General features: G+C 71.7%; 11 protein-coding genes. 3 read left to right on the plus strand and 8 right to left on the minus strand.

Features of this window, described 5'->3' with window-relative positions:
- Positions 1 to 153: 153 nt before the first annotated feature.
- The 6 genes from ABWK59_RS02500 to ABWK59_RS02525 all read right to left on the minus strand — a co-directional run bounded on the left by ABWK59_RS02500 (position 154) and on the right by ABWK59_RS02525 (position 8,449).
- Positions 154 to 1,908, minus strand: coding sequence for a glycoside hydrolase family 35 protein (locus ABWK59_RS02500; RefSeq protein ID WP_354637601.1), 1,755 nt, complete (start codon positions 1,906 to 1,908; stop codon positions 154 to 156).
- Between the two features lie 41 nt (positions 1,909 to 1,949).
- Positions 1,950 to 3,917, minus strand: coding sequence for a glycoside hydrolase family 5 protein (locus ABWK59_RS02505; RefSeq protein ID WP_354637603.1), 1,968 nt, complete (start codon positions 3,915 to 3,917; stop codon positions 1,950 to 1,952).
- Between the two features lie 116 nt (positions 3,918 to 4,033).
- The gene (locus tag ABWK59_RS02510) at positions 4,034 to 4,864 is read right to left on the minus strand and encodes a carbohydrate ABC transporter permease (protein WP_354637604.1); all 831 of its coding nucleotides are present in this window, start codon (positions 4,862 to 4,864) and stop codon (positions 4,034 to 4,036) included.
- Positions 4,865 to 4,869: 5 nt separating this feature from the next.
- Entirely contained in the window at positions 4,870 to 5,862 is a 993-nt protein-coding gene (locus ABWK59_RS02515; protein ID WP_354637605.1) for a carbohydrate ABC transporter permease, read from the minus strand.
- A complete protein-coding gene (locus ABWK59_RS02520) occupies positions 5,862 to 6,956 on the minus strand; it encodes an ABC transporter substrate-binding protein (protein ID WP_354637606.1) in 1,095 nt (364 codons plus the stop codon). The genes ABWK59_RS02515 and ABWK59_RS02520 overlap by 1 nt, the downstream gene beginning before the upstream one ends.
- A 335-nt stretch (positions 6,957 to 7,291) precedes the next feature.
- Positions 7,292 to 8,449, minus strand: coding sequence for an ROK family transcriptional regulator (locus tag ABWK59_RS02525; protein ID WP_354637607.1), 1,158 nt, complete (start codon positions 8,447 to 8,449; stop codon positions 7,292 to 7,294).
- A gap of 180 nt (positions 8,450 to 8,629) precedes the next feature.
- Here ABWK59_RS02525 and ABWK59_RS02530 point away from each other — a divergent pair, with 180 nt between their 5' ends.
- The 3 genes from ABWK59_RS02530 (at position 8,630) to ABWK59_RS02540 (ending at position 12,581) form a co-directional block, all read left to right on the plus strand.
- Entirely contained in the window at positions 8,630 to 10,738 is a 2,109-nt protein-coding gene (locus ABWK59_RS02530) for an alpha-galactosidase (protein WP_354637608.1), read from the plus strand.
- A 181-nt stretch (positions 10,739 to 10,919) separates the two neighbouring features.
- A complete protein-coding gene (locus ABWK59_RS02535; RefSeq protein ID WP_354637609.1) occupies positions 10,920 to 12,173 on the plus strand; it encodes an ABC transporter substrate-binding protein in 1,254 nt (417 codons plus the stop codon).
- A 210-nt stretch (positions 12,174 to 12,383) separates the two neighbouring features.
- Positions 12,384 to 12,581, plus strand: coding sequence for a hypothetical protein (locus ABWK59_RS02540; protein WP_354637610.1), 198 nt, complete (start codon positions 12,384 to 12,386; stop codon positions 12,579 to 12,581).
- 159 nt (positions 12,582 to 12,740) lie between these two features.
- Here ABWK59_RS02540 and ABWK59_RS02545 read toward each other — a convergent pair whose 3' ends face one another.
- Positions 12,741 to 14,093, minus strand: a complete 1,353-nt coding sequence (locus ABWK59_RS02545) for a hypothetical protein (RefSeq protein ID WP_354637611.1) — start codon at positions 14,091 to 14,093, stop codon at positions 12,741 to 12,743.
- Positions 14,094 to 14,699: 606 nt separating this feature from the next.
- A complete protein-coding gene (locus ABWK59_RS02550) occupies positions 14,700 to 15,857 on the minus strand; it encodes an ROK family transcriptional regulator (protein ID WP_354637612.1) in 1,158 nt (385 codons plus the stop codon).
- Positions 15,858 to 16,297: the final 440 nt, after the last annotated feature.

The raw sequence follows: 16,297 nt of genomic DNA on the forward strand, positions 1-16,297 counted from the left end.
TTCGGGGGTGGTTCTCGATCCCGGTCGGACCTCCCGGACTCGTGCGAGGACGGGAGTCGTCAGGTCGCCCACCGCAGAGTGCGGTTCGCGGGCAGGTCGAGGCGGGGATCGTGGGAGGCGCCGGACGGTCGGTGTCGTCCGGCGCCACCGGGATCAGTCGTCGAGGGGGCCCAGGTCCGGCCGGTCGCGCAGTTCGACCGTGCGGGTGCCGGTGGCGTGCAGTTCGAGGACCGTGATCTCGTTGCGGCCCGGACGCAGGACGGGCGCGGGGACGTAGAGGGTGGTCTGCGGGCCCCGGGACCAGTAGCGGCCGAGGGGGAAGCCGTTGATCCAGACGTTGCCCTTGGTCCAGCCGTCCAGGGCGAGGTAGCCGTCGGCCGGCTGCTCGACGTCCAGGTGTCCGCGGTGGAGGGCCGGGCCGACCGGGGGCGCGTCGGGATCGAACGGGACGTAGGGCAGCGCACCCGGGTCGTCCAGGGGCAGCGGGCGGCTGGACCAGTCGCCGAGGGTGGTGCCGTTGACCGTGACCTCGCCGAGCAGTCCCTTGCGGTCGTGCACGGCCTGCCCGTAGTTGACCCGTCCCTGGTTCTCCACGAGGACGGCCAGGTGCGCGCCGGACCGGGGGGTGTAGAAGGCGAGGGTGTGCTCGTGGTTCTCCCGTTCCAGGACACCGACCGGCTGTCCGTCGACGAAGACCTGGGCCCGGTCCCGGACCTCGGCCACCCGCAGGAGGGTCGGGCCGGAGTCCGGGAGGGTGGTGTCGTAGAGGACGAACCCGAAGACCTGGCCGAGCTGTTCCATGGACAGCGGGCGGTCGGCGAGCACGGCCGGGCCGAGGCGCTGTGCCTGGTCCAGGAGGGGCGCGAAGGTGGTGAGTTCGGCGGTGGCCGGGGCCAGCTTGGGCGCGGGCGCGGGGACCGGCTCGTCGGGGACGGGCGCGTACCGGGCGATGACCTCGCGGAATGCCGCGTACTTGGGGGTGGGGTCGCCGGCCTCGTCGAGCAGGGAGTCGTAGTCGTAGGAGGTGACGGTGGGCCGGTAGGTGCCCTTGTCGTTGGCGCCGTTGGTGAAGCCGAAGTTGGTGCCGCCGTGGAACATGTAGATGTTGACGGAGGCTCCGGCGGCGAGCAGCCGGTCGAGGTCGGCGGCCGCGTCGGCGGGGCTGCGGGTGACGTGGGTGCCGCCCCAGCGGTCGAACCAGCCGATCCAGAACTCGGAGCACATCAGCGGCCCGGTCGGCTGGTGCTTGCGGAGTTCGGCGAGCCCGGCGTCCACCCGGCTGCCGAAGTTGGCGGTGCGCAGGACGCCGTCGAGGCCGCCGCGGCCCAGGTCGGATGGCTGGTCGCAGGTGAACAGGGGGACGTCGACGCCGTGGGCGTGCAGCAGGTCGGCGAGTTCGGTCAGGTAGCCGCTGTCCTCGCCGTAGGCGCCGTATTCGTTCTCCAGCTGGACGGCGATGATCGGGCCGCCGCTGGTGGCCAGGTAGGGCTTGAGCGGCGGGAGGAGGTCGGCGAGGTAGTCGTCGACGGCGCCGAGGAAGCGGGGGTCGCGGCTGCGCAGTTCGATGCCGTCCTCGGCGAGCAGCCAGGAGGGCAGGCCGCCGCCCTCCCATTCGGCGCAGATGTACGGGCCGGGGCGCAGCAGGACGTGCAGGCCCTCGGCCGCGGCGAGGTCGAGGAAGCGGGGAAGGTCGAGACCTCCGTCCAGCCGGAATTCACCGGGCCGGGGGGCGTGGAGGTTCCAGGGGACGTAGGTCTCGACCGTGTTGAGTCCCAGCAGGCGTGCCTTGTGGAGCCGGTCGGCCCACTGCTCCGGGTGGACGCGGAAGTAGTGCAGTCCGCCGGAGATGATGCGGAACGGTCGGTCGTCGAGACGGAATCCGTCTGCGGCGATCTCCAGTCGAGGCATGGCTGCGGTGCTCCTAAGAGGGGAGGTGCGGTCGGGTCGGGTCAGTCGAGCGGGCGGCAGAGGAGGGCGTCGGGGGCTCCGCCGTGGCTCCACCTCCAGGTGAAGGCGACACCGGCGAGGTACTCGTCGTCCCTGCACTGGCCCTTGTAGGCGCCGGGGGCCCAGTCGCTGGCGGTGGAGCCGCCGCTGGAGGGCTTGTTGTCGCCGTGGTCGAACCAGATCAGCCGGTTCTCGGTGGACAGGGAGCGGGTGGAGGGCCTGCAGAGCAGGGCGACCATCGCGTTGCCGCTGACGCTGTAGCCGATGGCGAAGGTGTCCTCGGGGCACTCGAGCTTGTTGTAGCCGCTCGCCCAGTCGCTCGTGACGGTGTGCTCGTCGTGGACGGTGATCGGGTCGCCGGAGACAGTGGGGGGCTGGTTGGCGTCGGTGCACAGGCCGCGGTTGTTGCTGCGGGCGAGGGCGACGACGTGCTGGCCGTCGGGGCAGACGCCCTTGCGGTTGCCGTAGCTCCAGTCCGTGGTCCTGCCCAGGTCGAGGGAGAACATCTGGTCGCCGTAGTCGAGGTTGAGCATGTTCCAGTGGTTGACCTGGGCGACCTTTCCGGTCTTGCCGGTCGCGTTGACGAGCTTGTTCCAGGCGGGGGTGCGCCAGTCGCCGGAGTCGAGGACACTCTGCCGCTTGCCGTTGTCGTCGTAGGAGATCATCGCCCAGTTGTCGTTGATCTTGCCGTTGGTGGTCCAGCCGGTCAGCGGCCAGATGGCGAAGTCGGTGTCGTTGTCCACCAGGATGTCGGTGAAGCGGTTGAACCAGTCCTTCTCCTTCTGGTCGGTCTGGCCGCGTCCGCCGGTGCCGAACTCGCTGACCCACACCGGGGCGGTGAAGTGCTGGCCGGACTGGGTGACGAACAGGGCCTGGTCGTTGACGACCTTGATCAGGTCTTCGGGGCTGAGGTCGCGGTAGCGCGGGTCGTTGGTCTCGCCCTGCTGCCAACCGCCGCCCGAACCGGTGTGGTTGGGGCCGGTGAAGCCGTAGAAGTGCGCGGAGTAGACCAGCTTGCCGGAGTTGATCAGGGTGTTGGAGAGGTTGCGGACCGGGGTGAGCGTCGGCCGTTCGTGGTTGAACATGCCCTGCGGGATGCCGATCCAGTTGATGCCCTCCATGATGATGAGCATGTCCGGGTCGGCTTCGAGGATGGCGTTGCCGGCCTTCTGGAAGGCCTCGTACAGGTCGTGCTCGTTGCCCCAGCCCCAGTTGGGGTTGTCGTCCCAGTTGCGGCGGACCTCGTTGCGCAGGTCGGCGCCGACCACCCGCTTGTTGTTCTTGTAGCGGTCCACCATGAACAGCCAGTTGTCGATCCACTCCTGGGTGGTCTGGCTGGTGTTCCAGCGCTCGTTGCCGTCCAGGCCGCAGCACCAGCGGTAGGTGGTGGTGTGGTTGTTGAGGATGACGGCGAAGCCGTCGTCGGTGAGCGCCTTGACGACCGCGTCGTACACCTCGAGCGGGGTCTTGTCCTGCAGCTGCGGGTTGGCCTCGACGGCGTAGTTCGGCACCGGGTTGCCGTCGTTGATCATCGCGTCGGCGTAGGGCAGCCGGATGGCGTTGAGGCCGAGCGCGTGGAAGTCCGCGAGGATCTGCTTGATCGGGACGCGGTCCAGGCCGAGCGGGATGTTGTTCGACATCTGGTGGGCCTGGTGGTTGGCCTCGTCGCTCTCGTTGCCGTTGCCCTCCCAGGTGCCCTGGGCGCCGGACCAGTTGCCGGCCTTGAGCTTGAAGCGGCTGCCCTTCGCGTCGACGATGTACCGGCCCCGGGTCGAGAGCGGACCGGACCAGGACGCGGCCAGCTGCTTGCCGGTCAGCGCCACGGGAGCGCCGGTCACGGCGAGCGCCGGGGCGGCGGAGGCCGCCGAGCCGGGGACCGCGCTGACGAGCAGGGCGCCCGCGACCAGCGCGGCGGGCAGGGCCCGGGCGACGGCGGCTCTGAGGGAACGGTTGGGCGTGGTGGATCTCATGGTGCTGCCCTCCAAGGCGTGGTGGGGGATGGAGGAGGTGCTGCAGGACCGGACCGGTGGTCCACGATGGCCCAAGGGACCACCGGTCCGGGGTCAGGGGCGGCCTGGGGGCGGTTTCAGCCCTTGAGGCCGCTGGTGGCGATGCCCTCGACGATGTACCGCTGGGCGATCAGGAACATCGCCACCAGCGGGGCGATGGTCACGACCGCGCCGGCGAACAGGCCGGGCAGGTTGATGGTCTGGGAGGTGAGGAACGTCGACAGCGCGATCTGGGCCGTCCACGAGGACGGGTCCTGCCCGATCACCAGCGGCCACAGGAACGCGTTCCAGCTGTCGATGAAGGCCAGCGCCCCGAGCGAGGCGAGCATCGCACCCGAACTCGGCAACGCGATCCGCCGGTACAGGCCGAACCAGCCCAGGCCGTCCAGGCGGCCGGCCTCCTCGATCTCGGCGGGGAACTGGAGGTAGAAGTTGCGGAACAGCAGGACAGCGAAGGGGTTGAACAGGCCGGGTGCGATCAGCCCCCACAGCGTGTTCACCCCGCCCATCGAGCCGACCACGACGAAGGTGGGCACGAAGGTCACCGAGCCGGGGATCATCAGCGTCGCGACCACCAGCGCCAGCAGCACCCCCCGACCCGGCACCGGGATCCGCGCCAGCGCGTAGCCGGCGGCGGAGGCCAGCAGGGTGGAGGCCGGGGCGGTGATCCCGGCGATCAGCAGGGAGTTGCCGAGGGCCTGGCTCATGTGGAGGGTGGGGTCGGAGAACAGGGCGGTGAAGTTCTCCCAGTGCATCTCGGTGGGCCACCAGGTCCACTCGGGTGAGGTCAGCCCCCGGGTGTCCATCAGCGCGTTGCGCAGCATCAGGTAGAACGGGGCGAGGAAGGCGAGGGTGAGCAGGCCGATCAGCAGCCCGCGCAGGGCGCCGGTGGAGGTACGGGTGGTCATGGGGTTCACTCCTCGCCCTTGCCGAAGCCGGTGAAGCGGCCCTGGATGAGGGTGACGGTGACGATGAGGGCGGTGAGGACGAAGGCGCCGGCCGAGCCGAGTCCGTAGTTCTGGGCGCCCATGGCGGTGTTGTAGAGGTGGACGAGGGGGGTCTGGACGGGGGCGGTGCCGGTGCCGGACAGGCCGCTGCTGAAGAGGTTGTAGAACTCGTCGAAGGCCTGGAACGCGGCGATGAACTGCAGCATCAGCACGGCGACGGAGGTGTTGCGGAGCATCGGCAGGGTGATCCGGCGCAGTTTGCGCCAGCCGGTGGCGCCGTCCAGGGCGGCGGCCTCGTACACGTCCCGGGGGATGGCCTGGAGGCCGGCGAGGAAGAGGACCATGTAGAAGCCGACCTGGAGCCACAGCCGGAGGGTGATCAGGACGATCCAGTACAGCGGCGGTTCGGTGGTCTGGATCCAGGGCACGGCGTCCATGCCGAACCAGCCGCGCATCATGTTGGCGATGCCGGCGGGGAGGCCGTTGAACAGGCACATCTTCCACACCAGGGACGCCGCGACGTAGGAGACGGCGGTGGGGATGAGGAACGCGGTGCGCAGCACGGCCCGGCCGCGGCGGACCCGGTGGACCAGCAGGGCGAGGCCGAGGGAGACGGCGAAGGTGACCGGGACGATGAACGCGGTGAACAGCAGGATCTGGCCGAGGGAGCCGCGGAACGTCTCGTCGTTCAGGAGCTGTTGGTAGTTGTCGAGGCCGACCCAGGTGCCGAGGGCGATGGTGCCGTGGGCGTTGCAGAAGCTGAGGAGGAAGCTCCAGCCGATGGCGACGTACTTGAACACCCCGAGGCCGATGAGCATCGGCCCGGCGAGGAGGGCGAACGCGGCCCACGCGCGCAGGTCGGGGCGGCGCCGGGTCGGGGCGGGGCCGCCCCGCGGCCGGGCCGCGGGGCTCCCGTCACGCTCGGAGCGGGGGGTGGAAGTGTCCGAGAGGGCGGTCATCAGGATCGCTGCTTGTCCAGGGCGGTCTGGGCCTGCTTGGCCGCGTCCGCGAGGAGCTGCGCCGCGTCCCCCTGCCCGGTGAGGATCTTCTTCGCCGCGGCGGCGAACGGGGTGCTGATCTCGCTGTCCCAGGTGTTGGGGTTGGACTTGCCGTACTTGGCGGCCAGCTCCACGGTCTCCTTCGCCTGGCCCTGGGTGAGCTTGTCGGCGGCCTCCACCACCGGCCGGCGCGGCGGGACGTGGAAGCCGTAGCTCTCCGACCAGTCCTTCTGCAGCGCGCTCTGCTCGACCCACAGCCACTTCACGAACGACTTCGCCGCATCCACGTTCTTGCCCTTGGCGTTGACGCAGCTGGTCCAGCCACCCACCCGCACCACCGGGCTGCCCCCGGCCTTGAACGCCGGCCAGGGCAGGACACCGAAGTCGTCACCCTGCGCCGTCTTGATCGCGGGCATCGCCCACAGACCACACCACTGCATCGGCACCACACCCTGCACCAGCGCCGACGGGTCCCACCAGTCGGTGGTGAACCCGAGCAGCAGCGACTGGTCGTCCGTCAGTCGCTTCAGCGCGGTGACCGCCTCGACGGCCTGCGGGGAGCCGTAGGCCACCGTGCCGTCGGCCACCAACTGCCCACCGTTCGACAGAACCGCCAGCGACGGCATGTCACCGATCCCGTCGTTGCCCACGAACAGGCCCTTGCCGCTCTTGCTCGTCAGCGCCTTCGCCGCCGCGACCAGCGCGTCGAACGAGGCCGGCGGCGTGATCCCCGCCTTCGCCAGAACGCTCTTGCGGTAGTAGAGCATCATCACGTCGTCGATCATCTTGACGCCGTACAGCTTCCCGTCGACCGTCACATAGTCGAGGTTGCCCTGACTGAACTCCGCCTTCGCCGCGCCGTACACGTCGTCCAGCGGCGCGAGCTGACCACGCCGCGCCAGCGCCTGACTGAAGTCCCCGATCTCGAACACGTCCGGGGCGCCGTCGGTCAGCAGACTCGCGTTCAGCTTGCTGCCGTAGTCACCCGGCACCCACGTCACCTTGACCGCGATCTGAGGGTGCGCCTTCGTGAACTCCGCCGCATACCGGGTCAACGCCTGCTGCGTACCGGCCTCACCGTAGGCGTGCGACCACACGTTCAACGTGGCCTGCGCACCCTTCCCGTCACCGGAACCGCCCGGACTGGTGCTGCAGCCGACCACTGCACCGGCAACGAACAGCAGGGAACCTCCGAGGAATCCTCTGCGGCTAAGCTGGCTTCTCTGTGCGCTCATGTCTCGTCCTTCGCGGGGTGGGGTGTGGGGTACGGATTGGTGTCCCGGCGTGGCCGGCTTCCGACATTCAGCTGGCAGGCGGTGACGGAAGCCGGTCGCGCCGAGGGCGACACCGGGTCGGGGGAACCCGGCGGGATCGAGGTGGCGGCGCCTCGTCAAGGGAAGAGCGCCTGGATGCCGATGACCGCGGCACTGCGGGCCCACTCCTCCCAGGGCAGGGGGCGCAGGGTCAGCGGGCATTTCGCGGCCGCCTTGAAGCAGTGGGCCTCGTAGGCGTCCTTGATGTGGGCTCCGAAAAGGTCGTAGGTGTCGAGACCCTCTCCGGTGACGACCACGCGCTCCGGGCCGAGGAGACTCACCAGGGTGGCGATGCCGGTGCCGATGGCCCGGCCCGCCCGGGCGAAGACCTCCCGGGCGGCGGGGTTGCCGCCGCGGGCGAGCAGGACGGCGCCGTCGAAGTCGAGGTCCTCCCGGCCGGTGGCGCCGCGGACGGCGGCCAGGATGGCGTCACTGGAGGCGATCGCCTCCACGCAGCCGGTCTGGCCGCAGTGGCAGCGCGGCCCTGCCGGGTCGATGCCGATGTGGCCCATCTCGCCGGCGACACCGTACGCGCCGGCGATCAGCCGGCCGTTGACGACCAGTCCGGAACCGATGCCCGCGCCGATGGTGACCAGCGCGAAGTACTCGGTGCCGATGCCCTCACCGAACCAGTGCTCGGTGACGGTCAGGGCCTTGACGTCGTTCTCGACCGTGACGTTCAGGCCGGTCGCCCCGGCGATCGCCTTCGCGAGCGGGACGTCCCGCCAGCCCGGGAGCACGGAGTAGCGGACCCGGCCGGCGGCGCGGTCCACGTCCCCGGAGACCGCGATCCCGAGGTGGCGGGTACGCTCCCGGAACTCGGGCCTGGTGTCAAGGAGTTCGGCGACCAGATCGATCAGCAGCGCGCTGACGGAGTCGGGGTCGCGCTCGCCGAGCGGGCGATGGATCGTGGTGCGCATCCGGGCCCGCAGGTCGCAGACCGTACCGTACAGGGTGTCGGCGCTGATCTTCACGCCGGCGAAGAACTCCCGGCCGGACGTGACCGTCAGCGGGTTCGCCGGGCGGCCCGCCCCCGGAGCGGTGCGCTCCGGGGGGAGTTCGTGCAGGTAGCCGTCGTCGATGAGCGGCCTGGCCGCCTTCGTCACCGCGGTCGAGGACAGGCCCGTACGGCGGGCCAACTCGACCCTGCTGAGCGGGCTCTCGGCCAGCAGCATGGCGAGGATGGCGGTCTCGGCCGGTGCGGTGACCAGCGGATCCGCGTGGTTCGGAAACACGGCGGCAACGTACCCGCAAATAAATAACTTTGTCCAGTATTGATTTTGCGAACACCCGCGTCCTACGCTCTGGCCACCTCCGCGCCACCGCTCGGAGCCCGCCGTCCGCCCGTACACCTAGTACGCCCCGCCCGATCCGCCAGCAGCCGCTCCACACCAACGGGACCACCTGTGCCAGCCATGCCCTCGCCCGTCGTCTTCGATCCCGCGCACTCGCTCGCCGTCCTGCGGACGCCGCACAGCGTCTACGCGATCCGGATCGGCTCCGACGGCAGTCCCCGCCACCTGTACTGGGGGCCCGTCCTCGACACCGGCGACCTCGCGGACCTGCCCGGGGCGGCGTCGCCCGCGGACAGCAGCTTCGAGGCCGACGCCGCCCCGGACGAGCTCGCCCCGCAGACCGGTGCCCGGTTCGGACCGGCCGGCCTCCAGGTCCGCTTCGCCGACGGCACCCGCGGCGCCCAGTGGCACTTCACCGGCCACACCGCCACCGACGGCGAGCTGCGACTCACCCTGACCGACCGCCGCTACCCGCTGGCCGTCGACCTCTGCTACCGCGTCCGGCCCGGCAGCGACGTCATCGAACGCTGGACGGAACTCGCCCACACCGGCGGCCCCGAGGACGGGCCGATCACCGTGGACCGCCTCGACTCCGCCTCCTGGACCGCCCCCCACCTGCCCGACTACCGGCTCAGCCACCTCGTGGGCGGCTGGAACAGCGAATTCCAGCTGTACCGCGACCGCCTCCCGGTCGCCGAGACCACCCTCACCAGCCGCCGCGGCCTCACCAGCCACCACGCCAGCCCCTGGCTCGCCCTCGACGACGGCACCGCCACCGAGGACCACGGCGAGGTCTGGAGCACCGCGCTGGCCTGGAGCGGCAGCTGGCGCATCACCCTGCACCGCGACCCGGTCGGCCGGACCACCTGGACCGGCGGCTTCGGCCACGAGGGACTGAGCCGGACCCTCCAACCGGGCGAAACCCTCCACACCCCCGTCTTCGCCGGCCTCCACACCACCGGCGGCTTCGGCGCCGCCAGCCGGGCCTGGCACGCCCACGTCCGCGACACCGTCCTGCCCGAGCCCGACCGGGACCGGCCCGTGCTCTACAACTCCTGGGAAGCCACCGGCTTCGACGTCGACCAGCCCGGCCAGTTCCGCCTCGCCGACCTCGCCGCCCGCCTCGGCGTCGAACTCTTCGTCCTCGACGACGGCTGGTTCGGCACCCGCACCAGCGACCGGGCCGGCCTCGGCGACTGGACCCCCCGCCCCGAAGCCTTCCCCCACGGACTCAAGCCGCTCGCCGACCACGTCCACGGTCTCGGCATGGCCTTCGGCCTGTGGGTGGAGCCGGAGATGGTCAACGCCGACAGCGACCTGTACCGCGCCCACCCCGACTGGGTCGTCCACACCCCGACCCGGGATGCCACCGAGCTGCGCAACCAGCTGATGCTGAACTTCGCCCGGCCCGAGGTCGAGGCCTGGGCGCACCGGACCCTGGACCGGCTGGTCCGCGAGAACGACGTCGACTGGCTGAAGTGGGACGCCAACCGGGTCGTCACCGAGGCCGGCTGGCCCGGCCACCCGGACCCCGACCGGCTGTGGATCGACCACACCCGCGCCGTCCACCGGATCATGGACCGGCTCCGCAACGACCACCCCGGCCTGCGCATCGAGGCCTGCGCCGGCGGCGGCGGCCGCGTCGACCTCGGCATCCTCGCCCGCACCGACCAGGCCTGGACCTCCGACAACACCGACCCCGTCGACCGCATCGCCATCCAGCACGGCTTCAGCCAGTTCCTCCCCGCCCAGACCATGGCCGCCTGGGTCACCGACAGCCCCAACGTCACCACCGGCCGCACCACCCCGCTGCGCTTCCGCTTCCACGTCGCCATGGCCGGAGCCCTCGGCCTCGGCGGCAACCTCACCGAGTGGTCGGACCAGGACCTCGGCGAGGCCGCCGACCTGGTCGCCCGGTACAAGCAGATCCGGCCGCTGGTCCAGCACGGCCACCAGCACCGCCTGACCGGCCCCGACGGCACGACCGCCGTCCACTACGCCGCCCAGGACGGCTCCGAGCACGCCCTCCTCGCCTGGCGCCCCACCACCCGCTTCGGCCACCCGGCCCCCGCCCTCCCCCTGCCGGCCCTGGACCCCACCGCCCGCTACCTCGACCTCGACCGGGGCACCACCCACAGCGGCGCCGTCCTCACCCGGCAGGGCATCGACCTGGACCTGCCCGCCGGCGACCACGCCAGCCGCCTGATCCGGCTGCGCCGGACCGACTGAACGCCGCTCCCCAGCTACCCGAGTCCCGAAGGAGAACCATGGCCCCCCACCGCGCCCTCGGCACCCCGCTCGGCCACCGGCGGACGCGCATCGGGCGACCCGTCCCCTCCCTCGCGGCGCAGACCACCCCCGTGACCCCGAACCTCGGCCCGGCAGCCGGCGCCAGAAACGAGGCATCCCCATGAGCCACGTCGTCCGAGACGCGAGCCGGCGCAGGTTCCTCGCGGCCACCTCGATGCTCTTCGTGAGCGGCGTGGCGGTCACGGCCTGCGGACCGGCCGCCTCCGGTACCAAGATCACGCTCAACCAGTGGTACCACGCCTACGGCGAGGCGGGCACGAAGGAGGCGGTCAAGCGCTACGCCGCCCAGTACACCAAGGCCCACCCGCACGTGGCCGTCAACATCACCTGGGTGGCGGAAGGGTACGAGACCAACCTCACCTCCTCCCTGCGCACCGCGAGCGCACCCGACCTGTTCGAGTTCGCCGACTTCCGCCGCCGGTTCGTCGTCGACGGACACGTCGCCTCACTCGACGACGTCATCCGGGACTACCGGGTGGAGTTCAGCCGCACCTCGCTCGACGTCGCCACGGTGAACGACCGGATCTACGGCATCAAGATGGTCGACGACATCATGCTGCTGTACTACCGCAAGAGCGCTCTCACCAAGGCCCGGATCAGCCCGCCGACCACCTTCGACGAACTGGTCCAGGCCGCAAAGGTGCTGACGAGCAACGGACGGAAGGGCCTGTTCGTCGGGAAGAACGGCATCGGCGACGCCGGCTACCTCATGCTCTGGTCCGCCGGCCAGGAACTCGCCAGGGGCAACCGGGTCGCCTTCGACACCCCCGCGGCCGCCCAGGCCCTCGCCGGCCTCCGCCGCCTGCAGGAATCCAAGTCGCTGTTGCAGGGCGTCGACACCGACTGGCAGGACCCCGGCGCCTTCATCCAGGGCGCCGCCGCCATGCAGTGGTGCGGCCTGTGGGCGATGCCCGCCATCGACAAGCACCTCGAGGACGACTACGGCGTCCTCCCCTGGCCCGCGTTCGGGACCTCCGGCGTCCCCGTCACCCGCGTCGGCGGCTGGTACCAGCTCGTCAACGCCAGGAGCCGCCACCTGGAGGAGGCCAAGAAGTACGCCGCGTGGCTGTGGCTGCAGCAGACCACCCTCCAGAAGGACTTCTCCGTCAGCTACGGCTTCCACGTCCCCGCCCGCTCCAGCGTGGCCTCCACCACCGAGCAACTCGTGAAGAACGCCGCCGCCGACAACACCGTCAAACTCGGCCGGCGCTACGGCCGGTCCTTCCCCAACACCTGGAACGCCGGCGACAGCGCCTTCGACAACGCCGTCGCCGCCATCGCCGCCGGCGCCGACGCGGCCGGCGAACTGGCGAAGGCCGCGGCCTCCTGCCAGAACGAGCTCGATCGACAGTAGGGCTGACGCACCGCCCGCCGCGCCGGCCGTGTGGCGAACGGGAGCAGCCACGCTCCCTTCGCCCGCACGGCCGGCGCGGCACACCCGGAACCACACGACGCCGGAAGCAGCGTCCCGAACCGGCGGGCAGGCCACCTGGCGACCCACCGGGTCACGGCCCCATCACCACCCTCGCCTGACGCTCCCCCGCGTCCCGCCGATGGAACTCCTTTGGACACCCCTCCCGTTGACCCGGCCGACCTGGCCACCTTCGACGCCGAGCCGTGGGTTCAGGGCCACCGGACGGTCGAGGCCGCCGGCGTCCGGATCGGCGTCCGCGCGCACGCCGGTGCCGTCACCCTGCATTCACCCATCCACGACCCGGCGGGTGCCGAGGTGACGGTGACGGCCGAGTCCGCCTCGCCCTGAGCAACGCCGCTTCCTGACCGCCGACCACCGCGGGGCCGTCCCTGCGGGTGGTCCCCTGACCGGTGAGGAGTGCCGGAGGTGTGGACGACGAGAGACGACCCGCCGGAGCATCCTTCCGGATGCCCGACGGGCCGTCGGTTCCCCGCGGCCGGAGCCGCGTCAGCTGTCCAGGAAGATGTCGCCCCCGATGTCGGAGGAGTCGTCGTCCCCGGCGTCGGAGAAGCCCTCGTCCCCGGTGGACTCACTCAGCAGCGGCCACTCCCTGTGGTAGATGCTGAACTCGAGGTCCTTCTCGAACACCGTCACGCCGATGATCTTCAGCCGGGCCATCAGCGCGCCACCGACGTCCAGGCCGCCGTACAGCTCGAGAGTGCCGCCGCCCTCCGGCGCCCCGCCGGTGCCGTCCAGGACGACACTGCCGGAGACCACCGACCGCACGTACGGCTCGACGCCGACCTTCACCCCGATGCTGTCGTAGAGCGCGATGGTGCCCTCGGCGAGCAGACCGGTGCGCACCTCACCCTCGCCGGAGATCGAGCCCGCGACCGGGGAGACGGTGCTGGTACCGGGGTCGGTCCGCTTGCCCCAGCCGCCGGCCTCGGTGTAGCCGGCGTGCACGCCCCAGTTGCCGGTGTAGCTCTGCTCGGCGTCGATGGTGACGGTGCCCTCGGCCGAGATGTGCGCGTAGAGGGTGAGGTCCAGGTTCACCACCACGGGCAGCGGGCCGACCCAGACCACCGGCGAGGCGTTGAGGCTGGCCAGCGGGATCTTGACGTCGGTGTCGACGTTGAGGTCGGCCTTGAGGTGCCAGTCGGCCTCGGCGCCGAGCTCGAAGCCGACCTCGGCCTTCTTCAGCTTGAAGTCGCTGCTCTGGTAGTCGAAGTTGACGCTCGGGTTGAGCTCCATGGCGCCGGCGAAGTCGGCCGTACCGCCGTCCGGCAGGTCGAGGTCGGTGTCGGCGCTCAGCTTGAGGCTGAACCCGGCCTTGCCCTGGAGGCCGCCAGGGGGGGCCTTGAGCTCGACCTTGAGCCCGGAGACCTTGGGGGTGACCTTGATGCTCTTCGCGTCCACCGGGGACTGGACGGCGGCCGTCCTGTCGCCCAGCAGATCGGTGAGGGTGGCCGGGCTGGTGGTGACGGCCACCTTGCCGTCGGCGGCCTGCTTGACGTCCGTGACCTTGAGCAGCGCGCCCTGCGGGGCCGTTGCGGAGGGCAGGCTGTCGATCACCTGACCGACCTTGACCCCGGTGGCGGGCTGCGCGCCCTCCTGCTCCCGGGCCCCGGAGGAGGCCTTGCCTGCGGGCTTGACGGCGCCGGCCAGGACCGCCTGGCCGGTCGCCGGGTCGTACGCGTCCAGCTGGACGCCACCGGCGTCCGTGGTGATCACGGCGGGGGCGGACGGGGCGGTGGCCCCGGGTGTGGCGGCGCTCGCCGGGGCAGCGGCGCCGAGGCCGCCGAGGGCCAGCAGCGACGTGGCGGCCAGGACGGACGCCGATTTCCTACGGACGGACATACGGGGATCCACCTTCTGGTGTGGGGAAGTGGGAGTGGCACGTGGGGGTGCCGACCTGACGGCACGCCACTTCGCCCGTGCCGCCCGGGATCCGCGCGACACGGGCGAGCGATCTCAGCGCGCACCGCCGATCCACATCCTTGTCGGGGAACCGTCAGGGTTGTCATCCGTAGCCCGGTTCGTCGGGTACCTAGGAATGGGGTCGCCACCCCGCAGCCGAACAGCCCACGGGTGACACGGCCGCCAGGCTCCGGAAGGGTGGTCCGGGTCGCCGGCGCGGCAGACGTCCCCCACCGCCGTGCCGAGCCGGCGGCTCCTCGTGCGCAGCGGGTACGTCCTCGCACGCGCGCGCCCTCGCACGCCCGGACCCGGGCCGCCGCAGCCACCCGGACCCGGTGCGCGTCGTTCCTCGCGGTCCGGGCCGCCGTGCACGGCCAACGGGCCCGCGCCGTCGAGCACTTCGAGCAGGCCGACGGCGAGGGGCGGCGCCGGCCCACGCCACCCGACACCACCACCCCGCACCACCCCCCGGCAGGCGCCCGGTGGGCTCCGGGTGGTCGAGATCGGGACCGCGCCGGCCGGGTGAGCCGGACGGGGTCGGGCGGGTCAGCCGAAGAGGGTCTGGATGCCCACGACGGCTGCGCCGCGGGCCCAGTCGTCCCAGGCGAGCGGGCGCAGGGTCAGGCGGCAACGGCCCGCGCTGCGGAAGGCGTCGGCGGTGTAGGCGACCTGGATGTGGGCGCCGAACAGGTCGTAGGTGTCCAGGCCCTCGCCGGTGACCGCCACGCGCTCGGGGCCGAACAGGTTGACCAGCGCCGCGATGCCGGTGCCGATGGCCCGTCCGGCGCGGGCGAAGGCGTCGCGGGCGGCGGGGTCGCCGGAGCGGGCCAGTTCGACGACCGCGGGGAAGTCGAGGTCGGGTCGGCCGGTGGTCCGGCGGACGGTGTCGAGGATCGCGCTGGTCGAGGCGATGCTCTCCACGCAGCCGGTCGAGCCGCAGGCGCAGCGCGGTCCTGCGGGGTCGACGGAGATGTGGCCCACCTCCCCGGCCACGCCGTACGCCCCGGGCAGCAGGCGGCCGTTGACGACCAGTCCGGCGCCGATGCCCGCGCCGATGCAGACCAGGGCGAAGTCCTCGGTGCCGGTGCCCTCGCCGAACCAGTGCTCGGCGGCGGTGAGGGCCTTGACGTCGTTCTCCACGGTGACCGCGAGTCCGGTGGCCCTCGCGGCGGCCTCGGCCAGCGGGACGTCCTGCCAGTCGGGCCGGGTGGAGTAGCGGACCCGGCCGGCGGCGCGGTCCACGTCACCGGAGACGGCGATGCCCAGGTGCCGGGTCCGGGCGCGGTGGAGGGGGTCCGCGTCGAGCAGTTCCTCGACCAGGTCGGCCATCAGGGCGCTGACGGCCTCGGGGTCGCGGGCGGCGAGCGGGCGCCTGGCGGTGGCGCGGGTCGTGGCGCGGAGGTCGCAGAGGACGCCGTACACGGTGTCGTCGCTGATCTTCACCCCGGCGAAGAACTGCCGGTCGGGTGTGACCGCCAGCGGGTTGACCGGGCGTCCGGCGCCGGGGGCGGTGCGCTGCGGCGGGAGTTCGTGGAGGTAGCCGTCCTCGATCAGCGGGCGGGCGGCCTTGGTGATCGCCGTCGCCGACAGGCCGGTGCGGCGGGCCAGGTCGACCCGGCTGAGCGGGCCCTCGGTCAGCAGCAGGGAGAGGAGGGCGGTTTCGGCGGGGGCGGTGACCAGCGGTTCCGGGTGGCTCGGCAGCACGTCGGAAACTTACCGGTCATTAATGAACACCGTCCAGTATTGATTTACCGTACACGTCGGCTCTACTCTCAGCTCACCTGCGTGTTGACGCGTCGCCCAGCAGGCGGCCGGCGCCGAGTTGCCGCCCAGCCACCGTTCCGCAGGTCGCTCCCAAAGCTCCGGACCGGGCCCCCCACCCCGGTCCGGCACCCTTTTCCCCGGCCGCGGCTCCCCGGGTGTCGTCTCCCCCGGTGCGCAGGACCCGGTGCGCAGGACCCGGCGTGCAGGATCCGGTGTGCAGGGCCCGGGTCTCCGCCGGCGGTTTCCGTCCGTGCGCGGACCTCCCCGTGGTGCCCGGTCCGATGGCATGATCCCCCTGGTCGCCGCGGCGCTCCCGACGCGTCGCCGTGCCCGCCCGCCGTAGCAGCCGCTGAAGCCGTTGCAGCCCGTTGCAGCCGTAG

The sequence above is a fragment of the Kitasatospora sp. HUAS MG31 genome (assembly GCF_040571325.1).
Classification (GTDB): domain Bacteria; phylum Actinomycetota; class Actinomycetes; order Streptomycetales; family Streptomycetaceae; genus Kitasatospora; species Kitasatospora camelliae.

What these genes read in the sequence shown, in the direction of transcription:
- ABWK59_RS02500 (WP_354637601.1), bottom strand. Translation starts at nt 1,908, where the DNA reads ATGCCTCGACTGGAGATCGCCGCAGACGGATTCCGTCTCGACGACCGA.
- ABWK59_RS02505 (WP_354637603.1), bottom strand. Translation starts at nt 3,917, where the DNA reads ATGAGATCCACCACGCCCAACCGTTCCCTCAGAGCCGCCGTCGCCCGG.
- ABWK59_RS02510 (WP_354637604.1), bottom strand. Translation starts at nt 4,864, where the DNA reads ATGACCACCCGTACCTCCACCGGCGCCCTGCGCGGGCTGCTGATCGGC.
- ABWK59_RS02515 (WP_354637605.1), bottom strand. Translation starts at nt 5,862, where the DNA reads ATGACCGCCCTCTCGGACACTTCCACCCCCCGCTCCGAGCGTGACGGG.
- ABWK59_RS02530 (WP_354637608.1), top strand. Translation starts at nt 8,630, where the DNA reads ATGCCCTCGCCCGTCGTCTTCGATCCCGCGCACTCGCTCGCCGTCCTG.
- ABWK59_RS02535 (WP_354637609.1), top strand. Translation starts at nt 10,920, where the DNA reads ATGAGCCACGTCGTCCGAGACGCGAGCCGGCGCAGGTTCCTCGCGGCC.
- ABWK59_RS02545 (WP_354637611.1), bottom strand. Translation starts at nt 14,093, where the DNA reads ATGTCCGTCCGTAGGAAATCGGCGTCCGTCCTGGCCGCCACGTCGCTG.